Source organism: uncultured Modestobacter sp. (genome assembly GCF_947486615.1).
Taxonomy (GTDB): Bacteria; Actinomycetota; Actinomycetes; order Mycobacteriales; family Geodermatophilaceae; genus Modestobacter.
In genome coordinates this window covers 413,371-430,726 of sequence record NZ_CANKUD010000004.1, presented here as the reverse complement: position 1 = coordinate 430,726, position 17,356 = coordinate 413,371, and the positions used below count along the sequence as shown (strand labels likewise).

The window sequence follows — 17,356 nt, the reverse complement described above, 5'->3', positions numbered from 1 at the left end:
CTCGTCGTCGGATGCAGCTGTCCCTCTCAGGACCAGGTTCGGTCCTGACCTTCCTCAGGCCACCAAGCGGTAGCCGACCCCCCGGACGGTCTTGATCTCGGGGTGGCTCAACCCTGCGGCAGCGAGCTTGCGCCGCAGGTTGGACATGTGGGCCTCGACCAGGCGCAGGTTGCCCTCCCAGTCGGTCTGCCAGACCTCGCGCAGCAGCGTCTCCCGCTGCAGCACCCGGCCGGGCCGGGAGACGAGGGCGGCGAGCAGGTCGAACTCGGTGCGGGTCAGGTCGACGGCCGCGCCGTCCACCCGCACCTCGCGGCTGTCCGGGTCGACCTCGAGGTCGGCCAGCCGCTGGACGGTGTCCTCCAGGGGCGTGCGCGGCTCCGGGACCGCGACGGTGCGCGGCCGGCGGAGCATCGTCTGCACCCGGGCCACCAGCTCGCGCGGTGAGAACGGCTTGGCCATGTAGCCGTCCGCCCCGACGGCGAGACCGATCAGCAGATCGACCTCCTCCGCCCGCGCGGTCAGCATCAGCACGTAGCAGTCGGTCTCGGAGCGCAGCTGTCGGCACACCTCGGTGCCGTCGGCGTCGGGCAGGCCGAGGTCCAGGACGACGACGTCGGGCGCCTCGCGGCGCACCTCGGCCAGGCAGGAGGCACCGGTGGTGGCCTCCCGCACGTCCATCCCGGCGCGGCGGAGCACCGTGACGACGAGCTCACGGATCTCGTCGGTGTCCTCGACGACGAGCACGGACTGACCCGACACGACCCCTCCCAACGACTGATCACAGCAGGCACGCCACTCCGGCGTACCTCCTGGTGATCGTCAACCGGTGGTCGTCTCTCCAGCCGTGGGCGGGTGCACCGCCCCGAAGGGGTGAGCTACACGAATGCGCTCATCCCGGTGATCGAGCGGCCGACGATGAGGGTGTTCATCTCGCGGGTGCCCTCGTAGGAGTACAGCGCCTCGGCGTCGGCGAAGTACCGGATGACGTCGTTCTCCAGCACGATCCCGTTGCCGCCGAACAGCTCCCGGGCCATGGCGACGGTCTCCCGGCCGCGGCTGGTCACGTAGAGCTTGGCCAGCGCGGCCTGGTCGTCCCGCAGGTCGTCGGTCTCCTGGAGCTGGGCGATCCGCACCGTCATCCCGAGGCTGGCGGTGACGTTGCCCAGCATCCGGGCCAGCAGGTCCTGGATCAGCTGGAACGAACCGATCGCCTTGCCGAACTGGTGCCGTTCCTTGGCGTAGGCCACCGCCACCTCGTAGGCGCCCAGCTGGCAGCCGACGCCGCTCCAGGCCACCCCTCCGCGGGTCACCTTGAGCACCTTGTTGACGTCCTTGAAGGAGTTGCCGTCCTCGAGCTTGTTGCCCGCCGGGATGCGGCAGTCGGCGAAGGTCAGGTCGGCGTTCTGCACGGTGCGCAGCGCGAACTTGTCCTCGATCTTGGTGGCGGTGAAGCCGGGGGTGCCCTTCTCCACGACGAAGGTCTTGACCTGGTCGTCGGCCTCGTCGCGGGCGAAGACCACCACGACGTCGGCGAAGGTGCCGTTCCCGATCCAGCGCTTGGCGCCGTTGAGCACCCACTCGTCGCCGTCCCGGCGCGCGGTGGTGCGCATGCCGCGGGCGACGTCGGAGCCTCCCTCGGGCTCGGTGAGCCCGAACGCGCCGATGGTCTCCATCCGCATCATCGAGGGGATCCAGCGCTGCCGCTGCTCCTCGGAGCCGAGGATCATGATCGAGCCCATCGCCAGGCCGTTGTGCACGCCCAGGAAGGTGGCCATCGACGGGTCGACCCGGGAGAGCTCCATCGCCTGGAAGCCGGTGAACAGCCGGGAGGCGCGGGGGCGGCCGTCCCAGTCGTAGGAGCGGCCCACGATGTCGGCCTCGGCGAACTTCGGGATCAGGTCGTGCGGGAACTCGGCGGCGGCCCACGAGGAGTTGACGTGCGGCTTGACCTCCGACTCCAGGAACTCCCGGAGCGCCATCAGCTCCTTCTGCTCGTCGTCGGGCAGCAGGCTCTGGAACGCGAAGAAGTCAGCGGGCAGGAGCAGGTCGGTCATGGCGGCGGTGCCTTTCCTCGGTCGTCGTCGACGTCGTGGTCCCGATGCTCCGCCCGATCCGGCACCCCAGCCACCGAGCGTGGCCCACCTCACCCCTTGCCGAGTGAGGTGCGGCGGACATCGGCCGTCACCCGGTGAACGGCTTGGTCCAGGTGAGGACGAATCGCCAGAACAACAGCCGGCGCACGCGGACGCCCGGCAGCACGGCGGCCGCCGCGGCCCGCACCTGCCGGGTGGTGAGCTCCGGGTCGCGCATCGGCATGTCGCTGCCCATCGGCTCGTGGTCGAACAGTGGTCTCCCGGTCAGCCTCCGTCCTGCCGCGAAGACGGCGCCGAGGCCGTGGTGCCCGAGGACGGCGGCCGCTTCCACGGGGAGGTCGCGCGGCAGGTCGACCCGCGGGAGGGTCACCGCGGCGAGCACGCCGCCCGGCCGCAGCCAGCCGGCCATCGTGGTCAGTGCCGGGGACAACGGCAGGTGGTGCAGGACGCTGGAGCTGAGCACTGCGTCGTAGCTCCCCGCCGGCAGCTCGGCCGCCAGCACGTCGGCGTGCAAGACATCGAGGTTGGCCGGGGCGCTGCGCCGCGCCAGCGCCACCATCGCCTGGTCGGCGTCCAGCGCATCGACCTGGGGCACCCGAGTGGCGAGCTCTCGGGCCAGCGCACCGGCACCGCAGCCCACGTCCAGCACCCGCCGGCTGCCCGGTGGCAGCTGCCCTAGGAGCGTCCGGTGATACCAGGCGTTGTGATCCCAGCTCGTCCCGCTCACCCGGCATCAGCCCTCCGTTCGGCGGCGAGGGACGGGCGGGGTGGCGGGTCACCGGTGCGCGCCCTCACCGCCGCCAGTCCCTCATGTCGGCGGCGCCTTCTCTCTCGTCGTCATCGACGCCCTGCCCCCGATCTTCCGCCCGAGCTCCCACCCCAGCCACCGAGCGTGTCCCACCTCGCCCCTTGCCGCCCGTCGCCGAGTGACAGCTCAGCGGGGACACGCGGACCGGATGAGCCCGCTCAGCTGTCACTCGAAGGGACCTCGCCGCGCACCGCGCGGGGTGGGAGGGGCAGCACTCGCCCAGTGACGGCTCAGCGGGGGTCCGCGCGCCGGGGAGCCCGCTGGGCTGTCACTCGACGGACGGCTCGCTGCGGCTCACTGTCCGTAGGAGAGGCGCAGGTCGGACCACAGCAGGTGGTTGACCCGGTGCCGCAGGTGCCCGGTGAGGCTCGCGTCGGGCGGCTCCCCCACGGCGGTCAGCGTCCAGCGGAGCGCCGTCTCCGCGCCCGCCGCCCGCAGCTCGAAAGCCAGCACCAGATCGGGACGGCGGGGCCACAACGACCGCCACGCCAGCCGATCCGGCGTCCCGTCGTCGATGACCACCGGCTCCACCTCGTCGTCCGTCAGCGCCAGCCAGGGCCGGGCGCCCGGCTGGTGCGGCTCGGCCAGCGACCGCCGGACGACGGCGGGCGGTGCGGGCAGCCGGCGCTCCCGGCTGCCGACGACCGTCACAGGCCCACCCGTGGACGGCGGCGTCACCGACCGCCCCGCTCCGGCCAGGGCGACCACTCGTGGCGTCCCGGGGGTCCGAGTCGCCGGACATCGTCGCGGCTCAGCGACCGGTTCCCGGCCGATCGCGGCCGCCCTACCGCGAGCGTGCCCTTCCGGAATCCGCTGGTCAGCTCCTCGGCGAGCCGGCCGCGCACCACGTCGGTGACGAAGTCCCCCAGCTCCTCGGCGAGGTCCTCGGCTTCCTCGTCGCAGGCGTCGCAGCCGCAGTGCGGGAACGACTCCTCCACCCAGCGCCCGGCCCGCAGCCGCACCCCGAACTCGGTGTGCACGACCACCAGATCGGCGCCCCCACCGGACCGGGGGTGCAACCGGACGGCGCGCACCCCGAGCGCCCCGGACGCCGGCTCGTCGGTCACCGCGACGTCGTACCGCTCGGCGAGAACGGTGACGAACCGGTCGGCGACGTCGTGCAGGCCCGCGTACCGCTGCGGATCGGTGACCCGGCTGTACGCCTCCGGCGGAGGTCCGTCCGGCCCCCAGCGATCACCCATGCCGGCACGGTAGGGCTCTCGCGGCCGAGCCGTCCTGCCCTTTCCCAGCGGTGCGGTCAGTTGAGCGAACGGGTGCCGGCCGGGAGGGTGCCGCCGGCGACCAGCTCGACGACGGCGTCCTGCAGCGCGGTCAGCGCCACCCGCTGGGTGAACGGCCCGGTGGAGACGCGGGCGACGCCGAGCTCGGCCAGCTCCCGCACCGACGGCGACACCCCGGGGACGCTCATCAGCGAGACCCGCCCGCGGCCCAGCCCGTCGACCAGGGCCGCGATCTCCGCCCGGTCCCCCGCGCCGGGCACGAACACCACCGGGGCGCCGGCCGCCAGGTAGGCCTGCCCGCGGCGCACCGCCTCGGCGACCAGCGCGCCCCGGTCGGCGGCGGCGTCGGCCAGCAGGAAGACGTCGGTGCGGGCGTTGAGCACGAAGTCGATCCCGGCGTCCCGCCCGGCGCGGAGCACCGCCTCGACGGCGGCGACCGCGTCGTCCAGCGGCCGCAGCTGGTCCTCCAGGTTGCCGCCGACGACGCCCACCCCGATCGCCCGGCGGGTGGTCTCCCCCGGGTCGCCGTAGCCGGCCTCCATGTCCATCGACAGCGGCAGGTCCACGGCCCGGGCGATGCGGGCGATCATGTCCAGGTGCACGTCGAGCGGGAGCTGCTCGCCGTCCTCGTGGCCGAAGGTCGCGGCGATCGAGTGGCTCGCCGTGGCCAGCGCCCGGACGCCGGGGCTGCCGGCCACGACGGTCGCCGAGACGACGTCCCAGACGTTGGCGAGCACCAGCGGCTCCGGTGCGGTGTGCAGGTCGAGCAGGGTGCGGGCGCGGGTGGCGAGGTCGGTCACGGGAGCAACGTAGCCACGGGACGGCGCGCTGACCGGCGGGTTCCGGCCGTGACGGTGGCCGCTCCGTGCTCCCGCCGGCGCCTCTCTAGCCTGTCCGCATGGTCTCCCTGGGCACCCCGCTGTCTCCCTCGGCCACCCGCGTGCTGCTGCTGGGCAGCGGTGAGCTGGCCAAGGAGGTGCTGATCGCGCTGCAGCGCCTCGGGGTGGAGACCATCGCCGTCGACCGCTACGCGAACGCCCCCGGCCACCAGGTCGCCCACCACGCCCGCACGATCACCATGAGCGACCCGGCGCAGCTGCGGGCGCTGATCGAGGCCGAGCGGCCCGACGTCGTCGTCCCGGAGATCGAGGCGATCGCCACGCAGACGCTGGTCGAGCTGGAGGCCGAGGGCACCCGCGTCGTGCCGACCGCCCGGGCGGCGCGGCTGACCATGGACCGCGAGGGCATCCGCCGGCTCGCCGCCGAGGAGCTCGGGCTGCCCACCAGCGAGTACCGCTTCTGCGACTCGCTGGAGGAGCTGCGGGCGGCCACCGGGGAGGTCGGCTTCCCGTGCGTGGTGAAGCCGGTGATGTCCAGCTCCGGCAAGGGGCAGAGCAAGCTCGACGGCCCGGACGACGTGGAGACCGCCTGGCAGTACGCGATGGCCGGCGGCCGGGTCGCCGGCACCCGGGTGATCGTCGAGGGCTTCGTCGACTTCGACTACGAGATCACCCTGCTCACCGTGCGTTCGGTGCGCGACGGGCAGACCGTCACCGGCTTCTGCGCCCCGATCGGGCACCGCCAGGAGGCCGGCGACTACGTGGAGAGCTGGCAGCCGCAGCCGATGTCGCCGGTGGCGCTGGACCGCGCGCAGGCGATCTCCGCAGCGGTGACCGCCGAGCTGGGCGGGCTCGGGGTGTTCGGCGTGGAGCTGTTCGTGCGCGGGGACGACGTGTGGTTCTCCGAGGTCAGCCCGCGGCCGCACGACACCGGCATGGTCACGATGACCACGCAGTGGCAGAACGAGTTCGAGCTGCACGCCCGCGCCCTGCTGGGGCTGCCGGTGGACACGTCGCTGCGCAACCCCGGTGCGTCCGCGGTCGTCTACGGCGGGGTCGAGGCCACCGGCGTCGTCTTCGACGGGGTCGACGAGGCGCTGGCGCTCCCCGGCGTGGACCTGCGGCTCTTCGGCAAGCCGGAGAGCTTCACCCGCCGTCGGATGGGCGTGGCGCTGGCCCGCGCCGAGGACGTCGACGCGGCCCGGGCCACCGCCCGCGAGGCGGCCTCCCGGGTGCGCCCCCGCGCCTGAGGCGCGGGCGCCGGCGTCCACAACGGGGCGTCCGGTCCACAGCCGACCGGTCACCGGCGCGGCCGTCCCGTGCCGCCGTCAGGCTGGTCGGGCACCCCGCACGCACGAGGAGAGGACCACCGATGACCGCCGACGAGGTGCGGATGCTGTTGCTGGCCGGTGGCCGGCTCGCCGCCGAGCCCGGTGTGCAGGCCGCCGAGCTCGACCCGGTGGTCGCCCGGCTGGTCCGCCGGGACGACGGGGTGGACAGCGACGGCCAGGCCCAGCAGGTGCTCACCGAGGCGCTGCCCCGGCTCTGGGAGGGCGGCTGGCAGCCGGCGGACGTCGTGCACGCCGCCCGCCGCCGGGTGAGCCAGCGCGGCGCCCGGCTGGTGGCGGCGGTGGTCGCCGCGGAGGCGGCCGCCGCGGCGGGCGCGGCACCGGAGGCCTGGGCCGCCCAGCTGGCCGCCCTGCCGACCGGGCCGCGGTCGGTCACCGCGTGGTGGCAGGGCGAGCGGGTGCAGCCGGCCGCCGCCTGGCGGGACGTGCTGCGGGTGATCGGGCTGTTCCGCTCGCTGCCGCGGCTGGAGCAGCTGGTGCCCCCGCCCAGCGGCTGGTCAGCCCTGTCGTGGCCGGTCGAGGCGCCGGGCAGCGAGGCCGACGGCAAGGTGCTGCACCGGATCCGCTCGCTGCTGGCCAAGGCGGAGTCGACCGAGTTCACCGAGGAGGCCGAGGCGTTGACCGCCAAGGCGCAGTCGCTGATGGCCCGGCACGCCATCGACACCGCGGTGCTGGCGCAGCGGGAGGGCCGGGCGTCCTCCGGCGGGGTGGCGGCCCGGCGGCTGCACCTGGACGACCCGCACACCGAGGCGAAGGCGGCGGTGGTGCAGGCCGTGGGCAACGCCAACGGGGTGCGGGTGGTGCTGCTGCCCTCCGTCGGCATCGCCACGCTGGTCGGCTTCCGGGACGACGTGGACCTGGTGGAGCTGCTGGTCACCTCGCTGCTGCTGCAGGCCGCCCGGGCACTGGCCGAGGCCGCGCGCGCCGGCGGCGCACGGGCCCGCTCGACCCCGTTCCGGCGGGGCTTCCTGTACTCCTACGCGCAGCGGGTCGAGGAGCGGCTCACCCAGGCCCGCGACGCGGCGACCGCCGAGGCGCGGGCCGACTACGGCGCCGAGCTCGCCCCGGTGCTCGCCGAGCGGTCGGCCGCGGTCGACCGGGCGGTCGAGGAGCTGTTCCCGTCACTGCGCCGCCGGGGCGGCAGCACGGTCGACCCGGCCGGCTGGCACGCCGGCCGGCGGGCCGCCGACGACGCCGACCTCGGCAGCGGCTCCGGCCGCCGGGCACTGCCCGGGTGAGGGGCTGGAACGGCCCCCTGCATGGGCTCATCGCGAGCGCTGCCCAGCGCCGCTGACCCCGGCCCCCTTCCAGGGCCCCGCCCCGAGCCTGCGAGGGGTGGGGAGGAAGGGGGTCCTTCCTCAGATCAGGACGTCGAAGGTGGAGCCCAGCTCGCGGATGAGCATCGCCTGCTGGGTCAGGTCGGTGGCGGTGGTGAGCCACCCGGCCACGAACATCAGCGACTCGGCCGAGGTGTCGTCCAGCGACGCCGTCGTCGCCGCCATCGCCGCCTGAGCCACCGCACTGCACGCCAGAGTCATCATGACCGGCCCCTTTCGTCTCTCCAGGGGTCGGCAGGACGGATGAGTTCCTGAAGTGACCGGCGGGGCCGCACCCACCCCGGACGAGGGAGGTCCCCCCGCCCTCGCCATCGGGGACGCAGGCCGGCACCGCCCTCGCGGGAGGGGCGTCAGCGCAGGCCGGCGACGATCAGCTGCAGCAACGACTCGTAGGTGGCCGCCGGGTCGGGGGTGAGCACCGCCCCGCCGAGCTCCAGGCTCACCGCCCCGTGCACCGAGCTCCAGATGACCTGGGCGGTCTCCAGGGGGTCGCCCTCGCGCAGCGCGCCGCGGGCCATGCCGTACCGGACGTGGTCGACCAGCGCCTCGAAGGCCGCCGTCGCGTGCGCGAGCAGCTCCTCGGCGCCCTCGGTGGGCAGCGGCCGCCCGCCGAACATCGCGCCGTAGTGCTGCGGCCGGCCCAGGGCGAACCGCCGGTAGTTGCGCCCGCTGGCCAGCAGCCGGGCGACCGGGTCGGGGTCGTCGTCCCGGCTGACGGCCGCACGCAGCCCGTCGAAGCCGCGCACCAGCACCGCGGAGATCAGGCCGTCCTTGCTGCCGAATCGGTTGTAGACGCCCATCGGCGCCACCCCGGCCTCGGTGGCGACCGCCCGCACGGTCACCGCGCCCAGTCCGTCGCGGACGAGCACCTGTTCGGCCGCGTCGACCAGTGCCTGCTCGACCGCGCGGCTGGGGGTGCGCCCGGCACCGGGCCTGACATCCGTCACGACCTCATCCTCCTGCACCGATCAGGCTTGCCCGTTCATAGAACGTCGTTCTACTGTTGTGGCACACCGTTCTACGTCTCGGAGGCCGTGATGACCACTCCCCCGCCCGCACCCGCCACCCGTCGGTGGTGGGTGCTCGCCGTGCTCTGCCTGTCCGTGCTGCTGGTCAGCATCGACAACACGATCGTCAACGTCGCGCTGCCGACCCTCAGCCGCGAGCTGTCGGCCAGCACCAGCGACCTGCAGTGGGTGGTCGACGGCTACACGCTGGCCTTCGCCGCGCTGCTGCTGCTCGGCGGGGCGCTCGGTGACCGGTTCGGCCGGCGCCGGGTGCTGCAGGCCGGGCTGGTCGGCTTCGCGCTGACCTCGGCGCTGGCCTCGGCCGCCACCAGCACCGACCAGCTCATCGCCGGCCGCGCGGCGATGGGCGTGGCCGCCGCGGCGATCTACCCGGCGACCCTGGCCCTGCTGGTCACCACGTTCACCGACCGCCGCGAGCGCGCCACCGCGCTGGGCGTCTGGTCCGCGGTCACCGGCCTGTCGGTGGCGATCGGCCCGGTCACCGGCGGCCTGCTGCTGGAGCATTTCGCCTGGGGCTCGGTCTTCCTGGTCAACCTGCCGATCGCCGCGGTCGCCCTGGTCGCCGGCCGCCTGCTCGTGCCGGAGTCCCGTTCCGCCCGGGCGCACGGCTTCGACCTGGTCGGCGCCGCGGCCTCCGTGCTCGGCATCGGCCTGCTGGTCTGGACGACGATCGAGGCACCCGGCCACGGCTGGAGCTCGGTGACCACCCTGGGCGGCTACGCCGTCGCGGCCCTGGTGCTCGCCGGCTTCGTCGTCCACGAGCTGCGCACCGCGGAGCCACTGCTGGACGTCCGGCTGTTCCGCGACCCGCGGGTGTCGGTCGGCAGCGGGGCCATCGCGCTGGCCTTCTTCAGCCTGTTCGGGTTCATCTTCATGATCACCCAGTACCTCCAGTCGGTCCGCGGCTACGGCACGCTCACCGCCGGCCTGGCCACGCTCCCCTTCGCCACCGTCATCGGCGTCACCGCGCCGCTGGCCATCGTCGCGATGCGGGCGGTCGGCACCAAGCTCGTCGTCGCCGCCGGGCTGGCCACCATGGCCGCCGGGTTCGTCGTCGCCACCGGCACCACGCTGGAGTCGGACTACTGGGGCCGGATCGTGCTCTCCATGGTGCTCATGGCCGCCGGCCTCGGCCTGGTCACCAGCCCGGCCACCGAGGCCGTGATGGGCGCGCTGCGCGGCGACCAGGCCGGCGCCGGCTCCGCGGTGAACGACACGGTGCGGGAGGTGGGCGGCACGCTCGGCGTCGCCGTCGTCGGCTCGGTGCTCAGCACGGTCTACGGCCCGGCCGTCGTCGACGGGCTCACCGCTGCCGGCGCCCCCGCGCAGGCCGCCGAGAGCGCGGCGGACTCGGTCTTCGCCGGGCTGGCGGTGGCCGACCGGCTGCCCGACGGCGCACTGGCGGCGGTCCAGCAGTCCTTCCTGGACGGCGTGACGGCCGGCTCGTGGGTGTGCGCCGCGACGAGCGCGGTCGGCGCGGCCGTCGTCCTGGCGTTCCTGCCCGCCCAGCACCGCACCGCCGAGCCGGCTCCCGCGGCCAGCGACGAGCCCGCGGCGTCCCTCGCCTGACGACGTCCTCCCGCAGCAACGACCGTCCCCCCGCACCAGCGTTGGTGCGGGGGACAGCCGGTGATCAGGTGACCCGGTGTCCTCAGGCGCGGGGGTCCCAGGGCTCGCGGCCCGGCGGGAGGTTCGACCGGTCGGGGGCGATGACCGTGCCCTCCTGCGAGTCCGGCAGCGCCACGGTCGCCGTGGCCCGGTCCAGCACCAGGTCGCCGGTACCGCGCAGCATCGTCTCGCCGCGGAAGAACGCCGGGGCCACCACGTTCCAGACGACCATCAACACCAGGCCCAGCACCAGCGAGCCGACGCCGACCACGAACACCCCGCCCACGCCGAACAGCACCGTCTCGCCGTACTCGGGGTCGGCGTACTCCAGGCAGGCGAGCACGAAGACGGCGAGCATGAACAGCCCGCCCAGCAGCGGCAGCACCAGCCGCATCAGCACGTCGCGGACCGAGTGGAGTGAACGCCGGAACTCCCAGGCGCAGGCGAACCCGGTGAGCCCGTAGTAGAAGGCGATCAGCATGCCGGTGGCGGTGATCGAGTCGATCAGCACGTTCTCGCTGACCAGCGTGAGGCCGACGTAGAACGCGATCGACACGATGCCCATCCACACCGTGGACACCGTCGGCGTGAAGTACCGCGGGTGGATCCGGGCGAAGGACCGGGGCAGCGCACCGTAGGCGGCCATGGACAGCGAGCCGCGGGCGGTGGGCAGGATCGTCGTCTGGGTGCACGCCGCCGACGAGGTGAGCACCGAGATGATCAGCAGCGCCTCGAAGGTGTGCCCGAAGACGCCACCACCGAACACCGTGGCCCCCAGGGAGGCGAACACGTCCTCGGCGTTGGCCTCGTTGCCCAGCCCGATGCCCTCGGTGCCGACCCCGGCGAAGGCGACGGTGGCCACCGACACCACGGTGTAGATGCCGACCAGCAGCACCGTGGAGATGATCGCCGCGCGCCCCGGGGACCGGGTCGGGTTGGCGGTCTCCTCGTTGACCGCGACCGCGGAGTCCCAGCCCCAGTAGATGAAGATCGCCAGCAGCACCGCCTCGGTCATCGCCGTCCAGCTGACGCCCGAGGGCCACAGCCAGGACAGCGACGGGGTGAGCGAGCCCGCCGGCGCCGTCCCGCCGTACACCTTGACCAGCGCGTAGGCGGCGAAGGCGACCAGGACGACGACCTCGATGGCCAGCAGCACCATCTGCAGCCGCGCGGTCGGCTCGATGCCGCGGTAGCAGATCCAGGTCATCAGGGCGATCCAGCCGACGCCGGCGACCGTCGTCCAGAAGGTGCTCTCCGCCAGCCCGTCCAGCCCGAGCAGCCGGTAGCCGTAGGAGCCGGCGATCTGGGCCAGGTTGGCCATCACGATGACGTCGGCGGCGATGATCCCCCAGCCGCCCATCCAGCCGGTGCGCGGCCCGAAGGCGCGGGCGGCCCAGGTGAACGTCGTCCCGCAGTCGGGCTCGCGCTTGTTCAGCTCGGAGTAGGCGACCGCGATCAGCCACATCGGCACGAAGGCGAGCACCATGATCGCCGGCGCGTCGACCCCGACGGCGATGACGACGAAGCCCAGCGTCGCCGCCAGGGCGTAGGCCGGCGCGGTGGACGAGACGCCCAGCACGATCGAGGAGACCAACCCGAGCGCGCCGCTCTTCAGGCCCTTGTCGACGGCGGCGCCCTCGACCCGGACCGGCGCGGAGGACGCGGTGCTCATGGGGTGGTGGTCATGCGGGGACCGGACGCGCAGTCATGGCACGGTTTATCGCACAGCCCGGTGACCACCCGCGCACCGGACCTCCACCAGCCGGGAAACGGCGACGTGATCTGCGTCGAGGTGCTTGCCGCCACCCTGTTGCGCGTGACATAACTCCCTGCGGGCCGTTCAGCAGTCAGCGGTCGTCTACCTCCGGCGCAGCAGCCGGGCGATGCGTGGAGTGGGTGGCCGTGGTGGAGCCGACATCGGTCGGCGGCCTGGGGGACGAGGACCTCGAGGGTGCTCGACTGCGCGCGCAGCTGGCCGTCGACGCCGCCGGGATCGGCACGTTCGACTGGGACCTGCGCAGTGGCCGGCTGGTCTGGGACGAGCGCTTGATGACGATGTTCGGCTACGACCCGAGCACCTTCGCGCAGAGCATCGAGGCGTTCAACACCCGGCTGCACCCCGACGACCTGGCCCGGGTCACCGACGCCCTGCAGGGCGCGGTCGACACGTGTGGTGAGTACGAGGCCGAGTACCGGATCGTGCTGCCCGGCGGGCACACCCGGTGGATCTCCGCCCGCGGCAAGGCCCTCGGCGGCCCGGAGGGCGGGGCGACCCGGGTGATCGGGGTCGCCTACGACGTCACCGCGGAGGTGGCCGAGGAGGCGCGGGTCAGCCGGGTGCTGGAGGCGATGCCGGCCGGCTTCTACTCCCTGGACGCGCAGTGGCGGTTCGCCGCGGTGAACGCCGAGGCGGAGCGACTGCTGGGCCGGCACCGCGACGAGCTGCTGGGCCAGGTCATCTGGGACGCCTTCCCCGCCGCGGTGAACAGCGTCTTCGAGGACAGCTACCGGCAGGCCGTGGTCACCGGTGAGCCGGTCGCCTTCGATGCGCACTACCCGGCGCCGCTGGACGGCTGGTACGAGCTGCGGGCCTGGCCGACGCCGGACGGGCTGTCGGTCTACTTCATCGAGGTCACCGAGCGGCGCCGGGCGCAGGAGCAGGCCGAGCGGTCCGCCCGCCGGCTGGCGCTGCTGGCCCAGGTGAGCTCCGAACTGGCCTCCACCCTGGACGCCGGGGCCGCGGTCGCGACCCTCCCCCGGATCCTGGTCCCCGCCCTCGCCGACTGGTGCATCGTCTCGGTGCTCGACCCGTCGACGGGGTCACCGACCGACGTGGGCTCGTGGCACCCCGACCCGCCGGTCGCCGCCCGGGTCGCCCGGTACTCGACACTGCGACTGCAGGCCCTGCCGGCGTCCGCACCGGCCGTCTGGTCGATGCGGCACGGTGAGCGCGCGACCGCCACCCGGGACGAACTGCTGCAGATGCTGCAGCCCGGCGAGGCCCGCGACCTGCTGACCGAGCTGGCCCCCGACCGGGTGGTCGCCCTGCCGCTGCGCGGCCGGAGCCGGACGCTGGGCCTGCTGACCTTCTACTTCGAGGACGGCCGGGAGCCCACCGATGAGGAGCTGGCCACCGCCCAGGACGTCGCCGACCGCGCCGGGCTCGCGCTGGACAACACCCGCCTCTACGGCCAGCAGCAGGCCCTGGCCGAGGGGCTGCAGCGCAGCCTGCTCACCGACCCGCCGGAGCCCGACCACGCGGAGATCGTGGTGCGCTACCTGCCGGCCGTGGAGGCCGCCCGGGTCGGCGGCGACTGGTACGACGCCTTCCTGCAGCCCAACGGCGCGACGATGCTGGTGATCGGCGACGTGGCCGGGCACGACACCGCGGCGGCCGCCGCGATGGGCCAGGTGCGCGGCCTGCTGCGTGGGATCGCCGCCTACAGCGACGCCGGCCCGGCCGAGGTGCTGCGCGGGCTGGACGCCGCCATGACCGTGCTGCAGCTGGACACCCTGGCCACCGCGGCGATCGCCCGGTTCGAGCAGACCGAGGACGAGCTCGCGCGCGGAGTGACCCGGATGGTGTGGGCCAACGCCGGTCACCTGCCCCCGCTGGCGATCGACCCGGCGGGCGACGTGGTGGTGCTGGCCGACTGGAAGGCCGACCTGCTGCTGGGCGTCGACCCGACGGTCACCCGCACCGAGCAGGTGGTCACCCTCGACCGGGGGACGACGGTGCTGCTCTACACCGACGGGCTGATCGAGCGCCGGGACAGCGACCTGGACGCCGGTCTGGCCCGGCTGCGCACCCACCTGGCCGACCTGGCCGGCCTGCCGTTGCAGCAGCTGTGCGACTCGTTGATCGAGCGGCTGGTCGACGGCCGGCCCGAGGACGACGTCGCCCTGGTCGCCGTCCGGCTGCACCGCCAGGACCGGCCGCGGCCGGCCGAGGCGGGCCCGAACCGGGTGCCCGATGGCGTGCCGGCGGACCCGGCCACCCCGTGAACGGACGGCCCGGCGGACGTCCACCGGCAGCCACGCTCAGCGTGCCGCGACCGGTCGGCCTACCGTGGGCCCGGCACTCCGGCACAGGTCGGACCACGACGACCGGAGGGAGCTCCACCGTGACCACGACCGAGCGGGGCCCTTCGCGGTACGTCCACGACCTGATCCTGCACAGCAGCCCCGAGGAGCTGGCCGCCGGCGCGGTGCCCTTCCTGCGCGCCGGGCTGGACGCCGGCGAGGTCGCAGTGATCGCCACCGACGAGCCCACGGCGGCGCTGCTGCAGGACGCGCTGGGCCCGCACGACCGGCTGCAGGTGCTCAGCCAGGCCGACGTCCACCCCGGCCGGACGCCGGCCGCGATCACCGCACTGCGCCGGCTCGCCGACCGGTGGGGCGGGGACGAGCCGCAGCACGTGCGCATCGTCGGCCAGACCGACTTCGGCGCGACGCCGCGGGACTGGCTGGAGTGGCAGCGCTACGAAGCCGCGGTCAACGAGGTGCTGCGCCCGTGCGGCATCTGGGGGCTGTGCACCTACGACACCGGGGTGCTCCCCGACGAGGTGGTCGCGACCGGCCTGCGCACCCACCCGCACCTGGTGACCGGTGCGGGCCGGCTGGCCAACCCGGACTTCGTCGACCCGGCCGGCTTCCTGCGCGGCCTCCCCACGCCGGAGGAGCCACTGGAGCGCACCGAGCCGCTGCTGGACGTCGTCGACGTGCGCGACTACATCGGGCTGCGGCATGCGGTGGGCGAGCGGCTGGCCGCACTGGGCGGCGACCGGGACCGGCTCGAGGACCTGCACCTGGCCATCGACGAGATGAGCTCCAACGCGGTCCGGCACGGCGGCCCGCCGGTGCAGCTGCGGCTGTGGGCGTCGGCCGACCGGGTGGTCTGCACGATCAGCGACGGCGGCACCGGGATGGACGACCCCTTCGCCGGCTACGGCCCGGCCCACGGCGAGGACCTCTCCCGCGGGGGCATGGGGCTGTGGCTGGCCCGGCAGCTGTGCGACCACGTGGACGTCGTCGACGACGGTGCCGGGCTGACGGTCCGGCTGACCACCGCCCTGCACTGACCCCGCTCCCGTGCGGCGCACGCACGCTGGACAGCGGGGCGTGACAGGGTCGTCCGCGACCGATCTGCTCCCGAGAGGACGACCGTGGACCTGCCTGCCGGACTGCTCGACCTGCTCCGCCGCCCCAGCCCCTGCTTCGTGGCGACCCTGATGCCCGACGGCGCCCCGCAGATGACCCAGACCTGGGTGGACACCGACGGCACGCACCTGGTGATCAACACCGTCGCCGGCTTCCAGAAGGTGCGGAACATGGAGCGGGACGCCCGGGTGGCGCTCAACGTCGCCGACCCGGACGACGTCTCTCGGTACTACGCGGTGCGCGGACGGGTCGTCTCGATCACCGCGGACGGCGCCGCCGAGCACATCGACCGGCTGGCGCAGAAGTACCTCGGCGGCCCCTACCCGTGGTTCGGCGGACGGGACCAGACCCGGCTGGTCGTCACCATCGCCGCCGATCGGGTCAGCTCGCCGCAGGGCTGACGCGGGATCCGCGCGGCATCGTTCCCACGGCCGCGTACCGCCCCCCTCGGGGGATGCGCTCCCGGCGAGTCCCGGCTCACCTGCGGTTTCACCGGCGGAACCCGCTTACGATCGCCCGGCGCCCGCCGGCCGGCAACGACGCCCCGGCGGCCCGCACCCCACGTCGGGCGTCGCTCGCGGTGCGTGCCCGGAGAAGGAGTCGATTCGTGCGCTGGCCAGCCACACGGAGCACTGCCCCTGCGGTTCCCGAGCCGGTGGGGCCGGTCGAGGTGCCGCAGCAGCGCTCCGCATCGGCGCCGCGGCCGCACCGGCGGGTCGAGCAGGACGCCAGCATGGAGACCGCCGCCCAGCAGGCCGGGGTGCTGTCCCAGGCCAGCCGGGAGGTCTCCGACACCTCGCGCCAGGCGGCCGAGTCCCTCGCCGAGCTGCGCGCCGCGATCGGTGACATCTCGGCCAGCACCAGCCGCGCCTCCTCGATCGCCGAGGTCGCGGTGCAGGACGCGCAGGCCGTCGACGAGCGGATCACCGCACTGCAGAACGCCAGCGCGGCGATCACCGAGATCGTGCAGCTGATCTCCGCGATCAGCCAGCAGAGCCGGTTCCTCGCGCTGAACGCCTACGTCGAGGCCGCGCGGGCCGGCGAGGTCGGCCGCGGCTTCGCCGTGGTGGCCGACGAGGTCAAGCAGCTGGCCGGCCGGACGGCGCAGGCCGCCGAGGACATCGGCGCCCAGATCGGCGCCGTGCAGGCCGAGACCCGGCAGGCCGTCGAGGTCATCCAGCGGATCAGCGGCACGCTCGGCTCGATCGCCGAGGCGCAGGACTCCATCGCCGCTGCCGTCGAGCAGCAGCGGGACGCCGCCGACCGGGTGGTGGACAGCGTCGACCGGGCGGCCAGCGGTTCGGCCCGGATCACCGAGGCCGTCGCGCAGCTGGCCGACAGCCAGCGGCTGGTCTACGTGCGCCGCGCGCTGACCCTGGCCCAGGACCTGCTGGACGACGAGGGCGGCGCCGAGCTCGGCGGCGAACTGCGCGCGCACACCGTGAAGGAGCAGGTCAGCGGTGCTGCGCACTCCGCGCAGCTGCCCGAGCTGCTGCTGGGCGGTGCGGCGCTGCCCTGGAACGACGACCCGAACCGCCCCTCACGGCTGGTCGACGACGTGGTGGCCGCGGTCGGCGGCAGCTGCACGCTGTTCCAGCGGCTGGACGCCGAGGGCAGCATGGTGCGCGTCGCGACCACCGTGGTGAACCCGCAGGGGCGCCGCAACGTGGGCACGTACCTGGCCCGCACCGACGTCACCGGCTCGCCCAACCCGGTGCTGGCCACGGTGCTGGGCGGGCAGATGTACACCGGCCCGGCCACCGTCGCCGGCAAGCCCTACTTCACCGCCTACGCCGGGGTGCAGTCCCCCACCGGCGAGCTGATCGGCATGCTCTACGTGGGCCTGCCGATCGACGCGCTCTGACCAGCGTCGCCACCCGAGGACCCAGTCGC

General features: G+C 74.2%; 16 protein-coding genes. 7 read left to right on the top strand and 9 right to left on the bottom strand.

Translation table 11 applies throughout. The features are described from left to right. Positions 1–54: 54 nt before the first annotated feature. From Q1A09_RS10750 to Q1A09_RS10725, 6 genes are all read right to left on the bottom strand, one after another. Positions 55–759, bottom strand: a complete 705-nt coding sequence (locus tag Q1A09_RS10750; RefSeq protein ID WP_299954529.1) for a response regulator transcription factor — start codon at positions 757–759, stop codon at positions 55–57. A 116-nt stretch (positions 760–875) separates the two neighbouring features. Continuing rightward, complete coding sequence (locus tag Q1A09_RS10745) at positions 876–2,054, bottom strand: acyl-CoA dehydrogenase family protein (protein WP_299954527.1); 1,179 nt, start codon at positions 2,052–2,054, stop codon at positions 876–878. 127 nt (positions 2,055–2,181) lie between these two features. Then, the gene (locus Q1A09_RS10740; protein WP_299954525.1) at positions 2,182–2,820 is read right to left on the bottom strand and encodes a bifunctional 2-polyprenyl-6-hydroxyphenol methylase/3-demethylubiquinol 3-O-methyltransferase UbiG; all 639 of its coding nucleotides are present in this window, start codon (positions 2,818–2,820) and stop codon (positions 2,182–2,184) included. Between the two features lie 375 nt (positions 2,821–3,195). Then, positions 3,196–3,552 (bottom strand): hypothetical protein, encoded by a 357-nt coding sequence (locus tag Q1A09_RS10735; RefSeq protein WP_299954523.1) that lies wholly within the window; start codon positions 3,550–3,552, stop codon positions 3,196–3,198. 23 nt (positions 3,553–3,575) lie between these two features. After that, on the bottom strand, positions 3,576–4,103 hold the full coding sequence (locus Q1A09_RS10730; RefSeq protein WP_299954521.1) for a DUF6226 family protein: 528 nt from the start codon (positions 4,101–4,103) through the stop codon (positions 3,576–3,578). A gap of 56 nt (positions 4,104–4,159) precedes the next feature. Then, a complete protein-coding gene (locus Q1A09_RS10725; protein ID WP_299954518.1) occupies positions 4,160–4,942 on the bottom strand; it encodes an isocitrate lyase/phosphoenolpyruvate mutase family protein in 783 nt (260 codons plus the stop codon). Positions 4,943–5,040: 98 nt separating this feature from the next. Between Q1A09_RS10725 and purT the strand changes: the two genes are divergently transcribed. Beyond that, a complete protein-coding gene (gene purT / locus Q1A09_RS10720; protein WP_299954516.1) occupies positions 5,041–6,231 on the top strand; it encodes a formate-dependent phosphoribosylglycinamide formyltransferase in 1,191 nt (396 codons plus the stop codon). 122 nt (positions 6,232–6,353) lie between these two features. Next, positions 6,354–7,568, top strand: a complete 1,215-nt coding sequence (locus Q1A09_RS10715) for a DUF2786 domain-containing protein (protein ID WP_299954514.1) — start codon at positions 6,354–6,356, stop codon at positions 7,566–7,568. A gap of 120 nt (positions 7,569–7,688) precedes the next feature. Here Q1A09_RS10715 and Q1A09_RS10710 read toward each other — a convergent pair whose 3' ends face one another. Both Q1A09_RS10710 and Q1A09_RS10705 read right to left on the bottom strand, forming a co-directional pair. Then, positions 7,689–7,871 carry a hypothetical protein gene (locus Q1A09_RS10710; protein ID WP_299954511.1) on the bottom strand — a complete coding sequence of 61 codons (183 nt, stop codon included), beginning with the start codon at positions 7,869–7,871 and terminating at the stop codon, positions 7,689–7,691. 146 nt (positions 7,872–8,017) lie between these two features. Further along, on the bottom strand, positions 8,018–8,614 hold the full coding sequence (locus tag Q1A09_RS10705) for a TetR/AcrR family transcriptional regulator (protein WP_299954509.1): 597 nt from the start codon (positions 8,612–8,614) through the stop codon (positions 8,018–8,020). A gap of 90 nt (positions 8,615–8,704) precedes the next feature. Between Q1A09_RS10705 and Q1A09_RS10700 the strand changes: the two genes are divergently transcribed. Next, positions 8,705–10,264, top strand: a complete 1,560-nt coding sequence (locus Q1A09_RS10700; RefSeq protein ID WP_299954507.1) for a DHA2 family efflux MFS transporter permease subunit — start codon at positions 8,705–8,707, stop codon at positions 10,262–10,264. Positions 10,265–10,346: 82 nt separating this feature from the next. On the opposite strand, the gene Q1A09_RS10695 is transcribed toward Q1A09_RS10700, so the two are convergent. Beyond that, complete coding sequence (locus tag Q1A09_RS10695) at positions 10,347–11,975, bottom strand: APC family permease (RefSeq protein ID WP_299954505.1); 1,629 nt, start codon at positions 11,973–11,975, stop codon at positions 10,347–10,349. Positions 11,976–12,205: 230 nt separating this feature from the next. Here Q1A09_RS10695 and Q1A09_RS10690 point away from each other — a divergent pair, with 230 nt between their 5' ends. The 4 genes from Q1A09_RS10690 to Q1A09_RS10675 all read left to right on the top strand — a co-directional run bounded on the left by Q1A09_RS10690 (position 12,206) and on the right by Q1A09_RS10675 (position 17,327). Further along, on the top strand, positions 12,206–14,308 hold the full coding sequence (locus tag Q1A09_RS10690) for a SpoIIE family protein phosphatase (RefSeq protein WP_299954503.1): 2,103 nt from the start codon (positions 12,206–12,208) through the stop codon (positions 14,306–14,308). Positions 14,309–14,427: 119 nt separating this feature from the next. After that, positions 14,428–15,384 (top strand): sensor histidine kinase, encoded by a 957-nt coding sequence (locus Q1A09_RS10685; RefSeq protein ID WP_299954502.1) that lies wholly within the window; start codon positions 14,428–14,430, stop codon positions 15,382–15,384. An 84-nt stretch (positions 15,385–15,468) separates the two neighbouring features. Then, positions 15,469–15,864, top strand: a complete 396-nt coding sequence (locus Q1A09_RS10680) for a PPOX class F420-dependent oxidoreductase (RefSeq protein WP_299954499.1) — start codon at positions 15,469–15,471, stop codon at positions 15,862–15,864. 332 nt (positions 15,865–16,196) lie between these two features. Continuing rightward, positions 16,197–17,327 carry a Cache 3/Cache 2 fusion domain-containing protein gene (locus tag Q1A09_RS10675; RefSeq protein WP_299954497.1) on the top strand — a complete coding sequence of 377 codons (1,131 nt, stop codon included), beginning with the start codon at positions 16,197–16,199 and terminating at the stop codon, positions 17,325–17,327. The last annotated feature ends 29 nt before the right edge of the window (positions 17,328–17,356 follow it).

Excerpts from the sequence above, each read along its gene's own strand:
- Q1A09_RS10745 (WP_299954527.1), bottom strand. The coding sequence starts at position 2,054 with ATGACCGACCTGCTCCTGCCCGCTGACTTCTTCGCGTTCCAGAGCCTG.
- Q1A09_RS10730 (WP_299954521.1), bottom strand. The coding sequence starts at position 4,103 with ATGGGTGATCGCTGGGGGCCGGACGGACCTCCGCCGGAGGCGTACAGC.
- purT (WP_299954516.1), top strand. The coding sequence starts at position 5,041 with ATGGTCTCCCTGGGCACCCCGCTGTCTCCCTCGGCCACCCGCGTGCTG.
- Q1A09_RS10715 (WP_299954514.1), top strand. The coding sequence starts at position 6,354 with ATGACCGCCGACGAGGTGCGGATGCTGTTGCTGGCCGGTGGCCGGCTC.
- Q1A09_RS10710 (WP_299954511.1), bottom strand. The coding sequence starts at position 7,871 with ATGATGACTCTGGCGTGCAGTGCGGTGGCTCAGGCGGCGATGGCGGCG.
- Q1A09_RS10700 (WP_299954507.1), top strand. The coding sequence starts at position 8,705 with ATGACCACTCCCCCGCCCGCACCCGCCACCCGTCGGTGGTGGGTGCTC.
- Q1A09_RS10695 (WP_299954505.1), bottom strand. The coding sequence starts at position 11,975 with ATGAGCACCGCGTCCTCCGCGCCGGTCCGGGTCGAGGGCGCCGCCGTC.
- Q1A09_RS10675 (WP_299954497.1), top strand. The coding sequence starts at position 16,197 with ATGGAGACCGCCGCCCAGCAGGCCGGGGTGCTGTCCCAGGCCAGCCGG.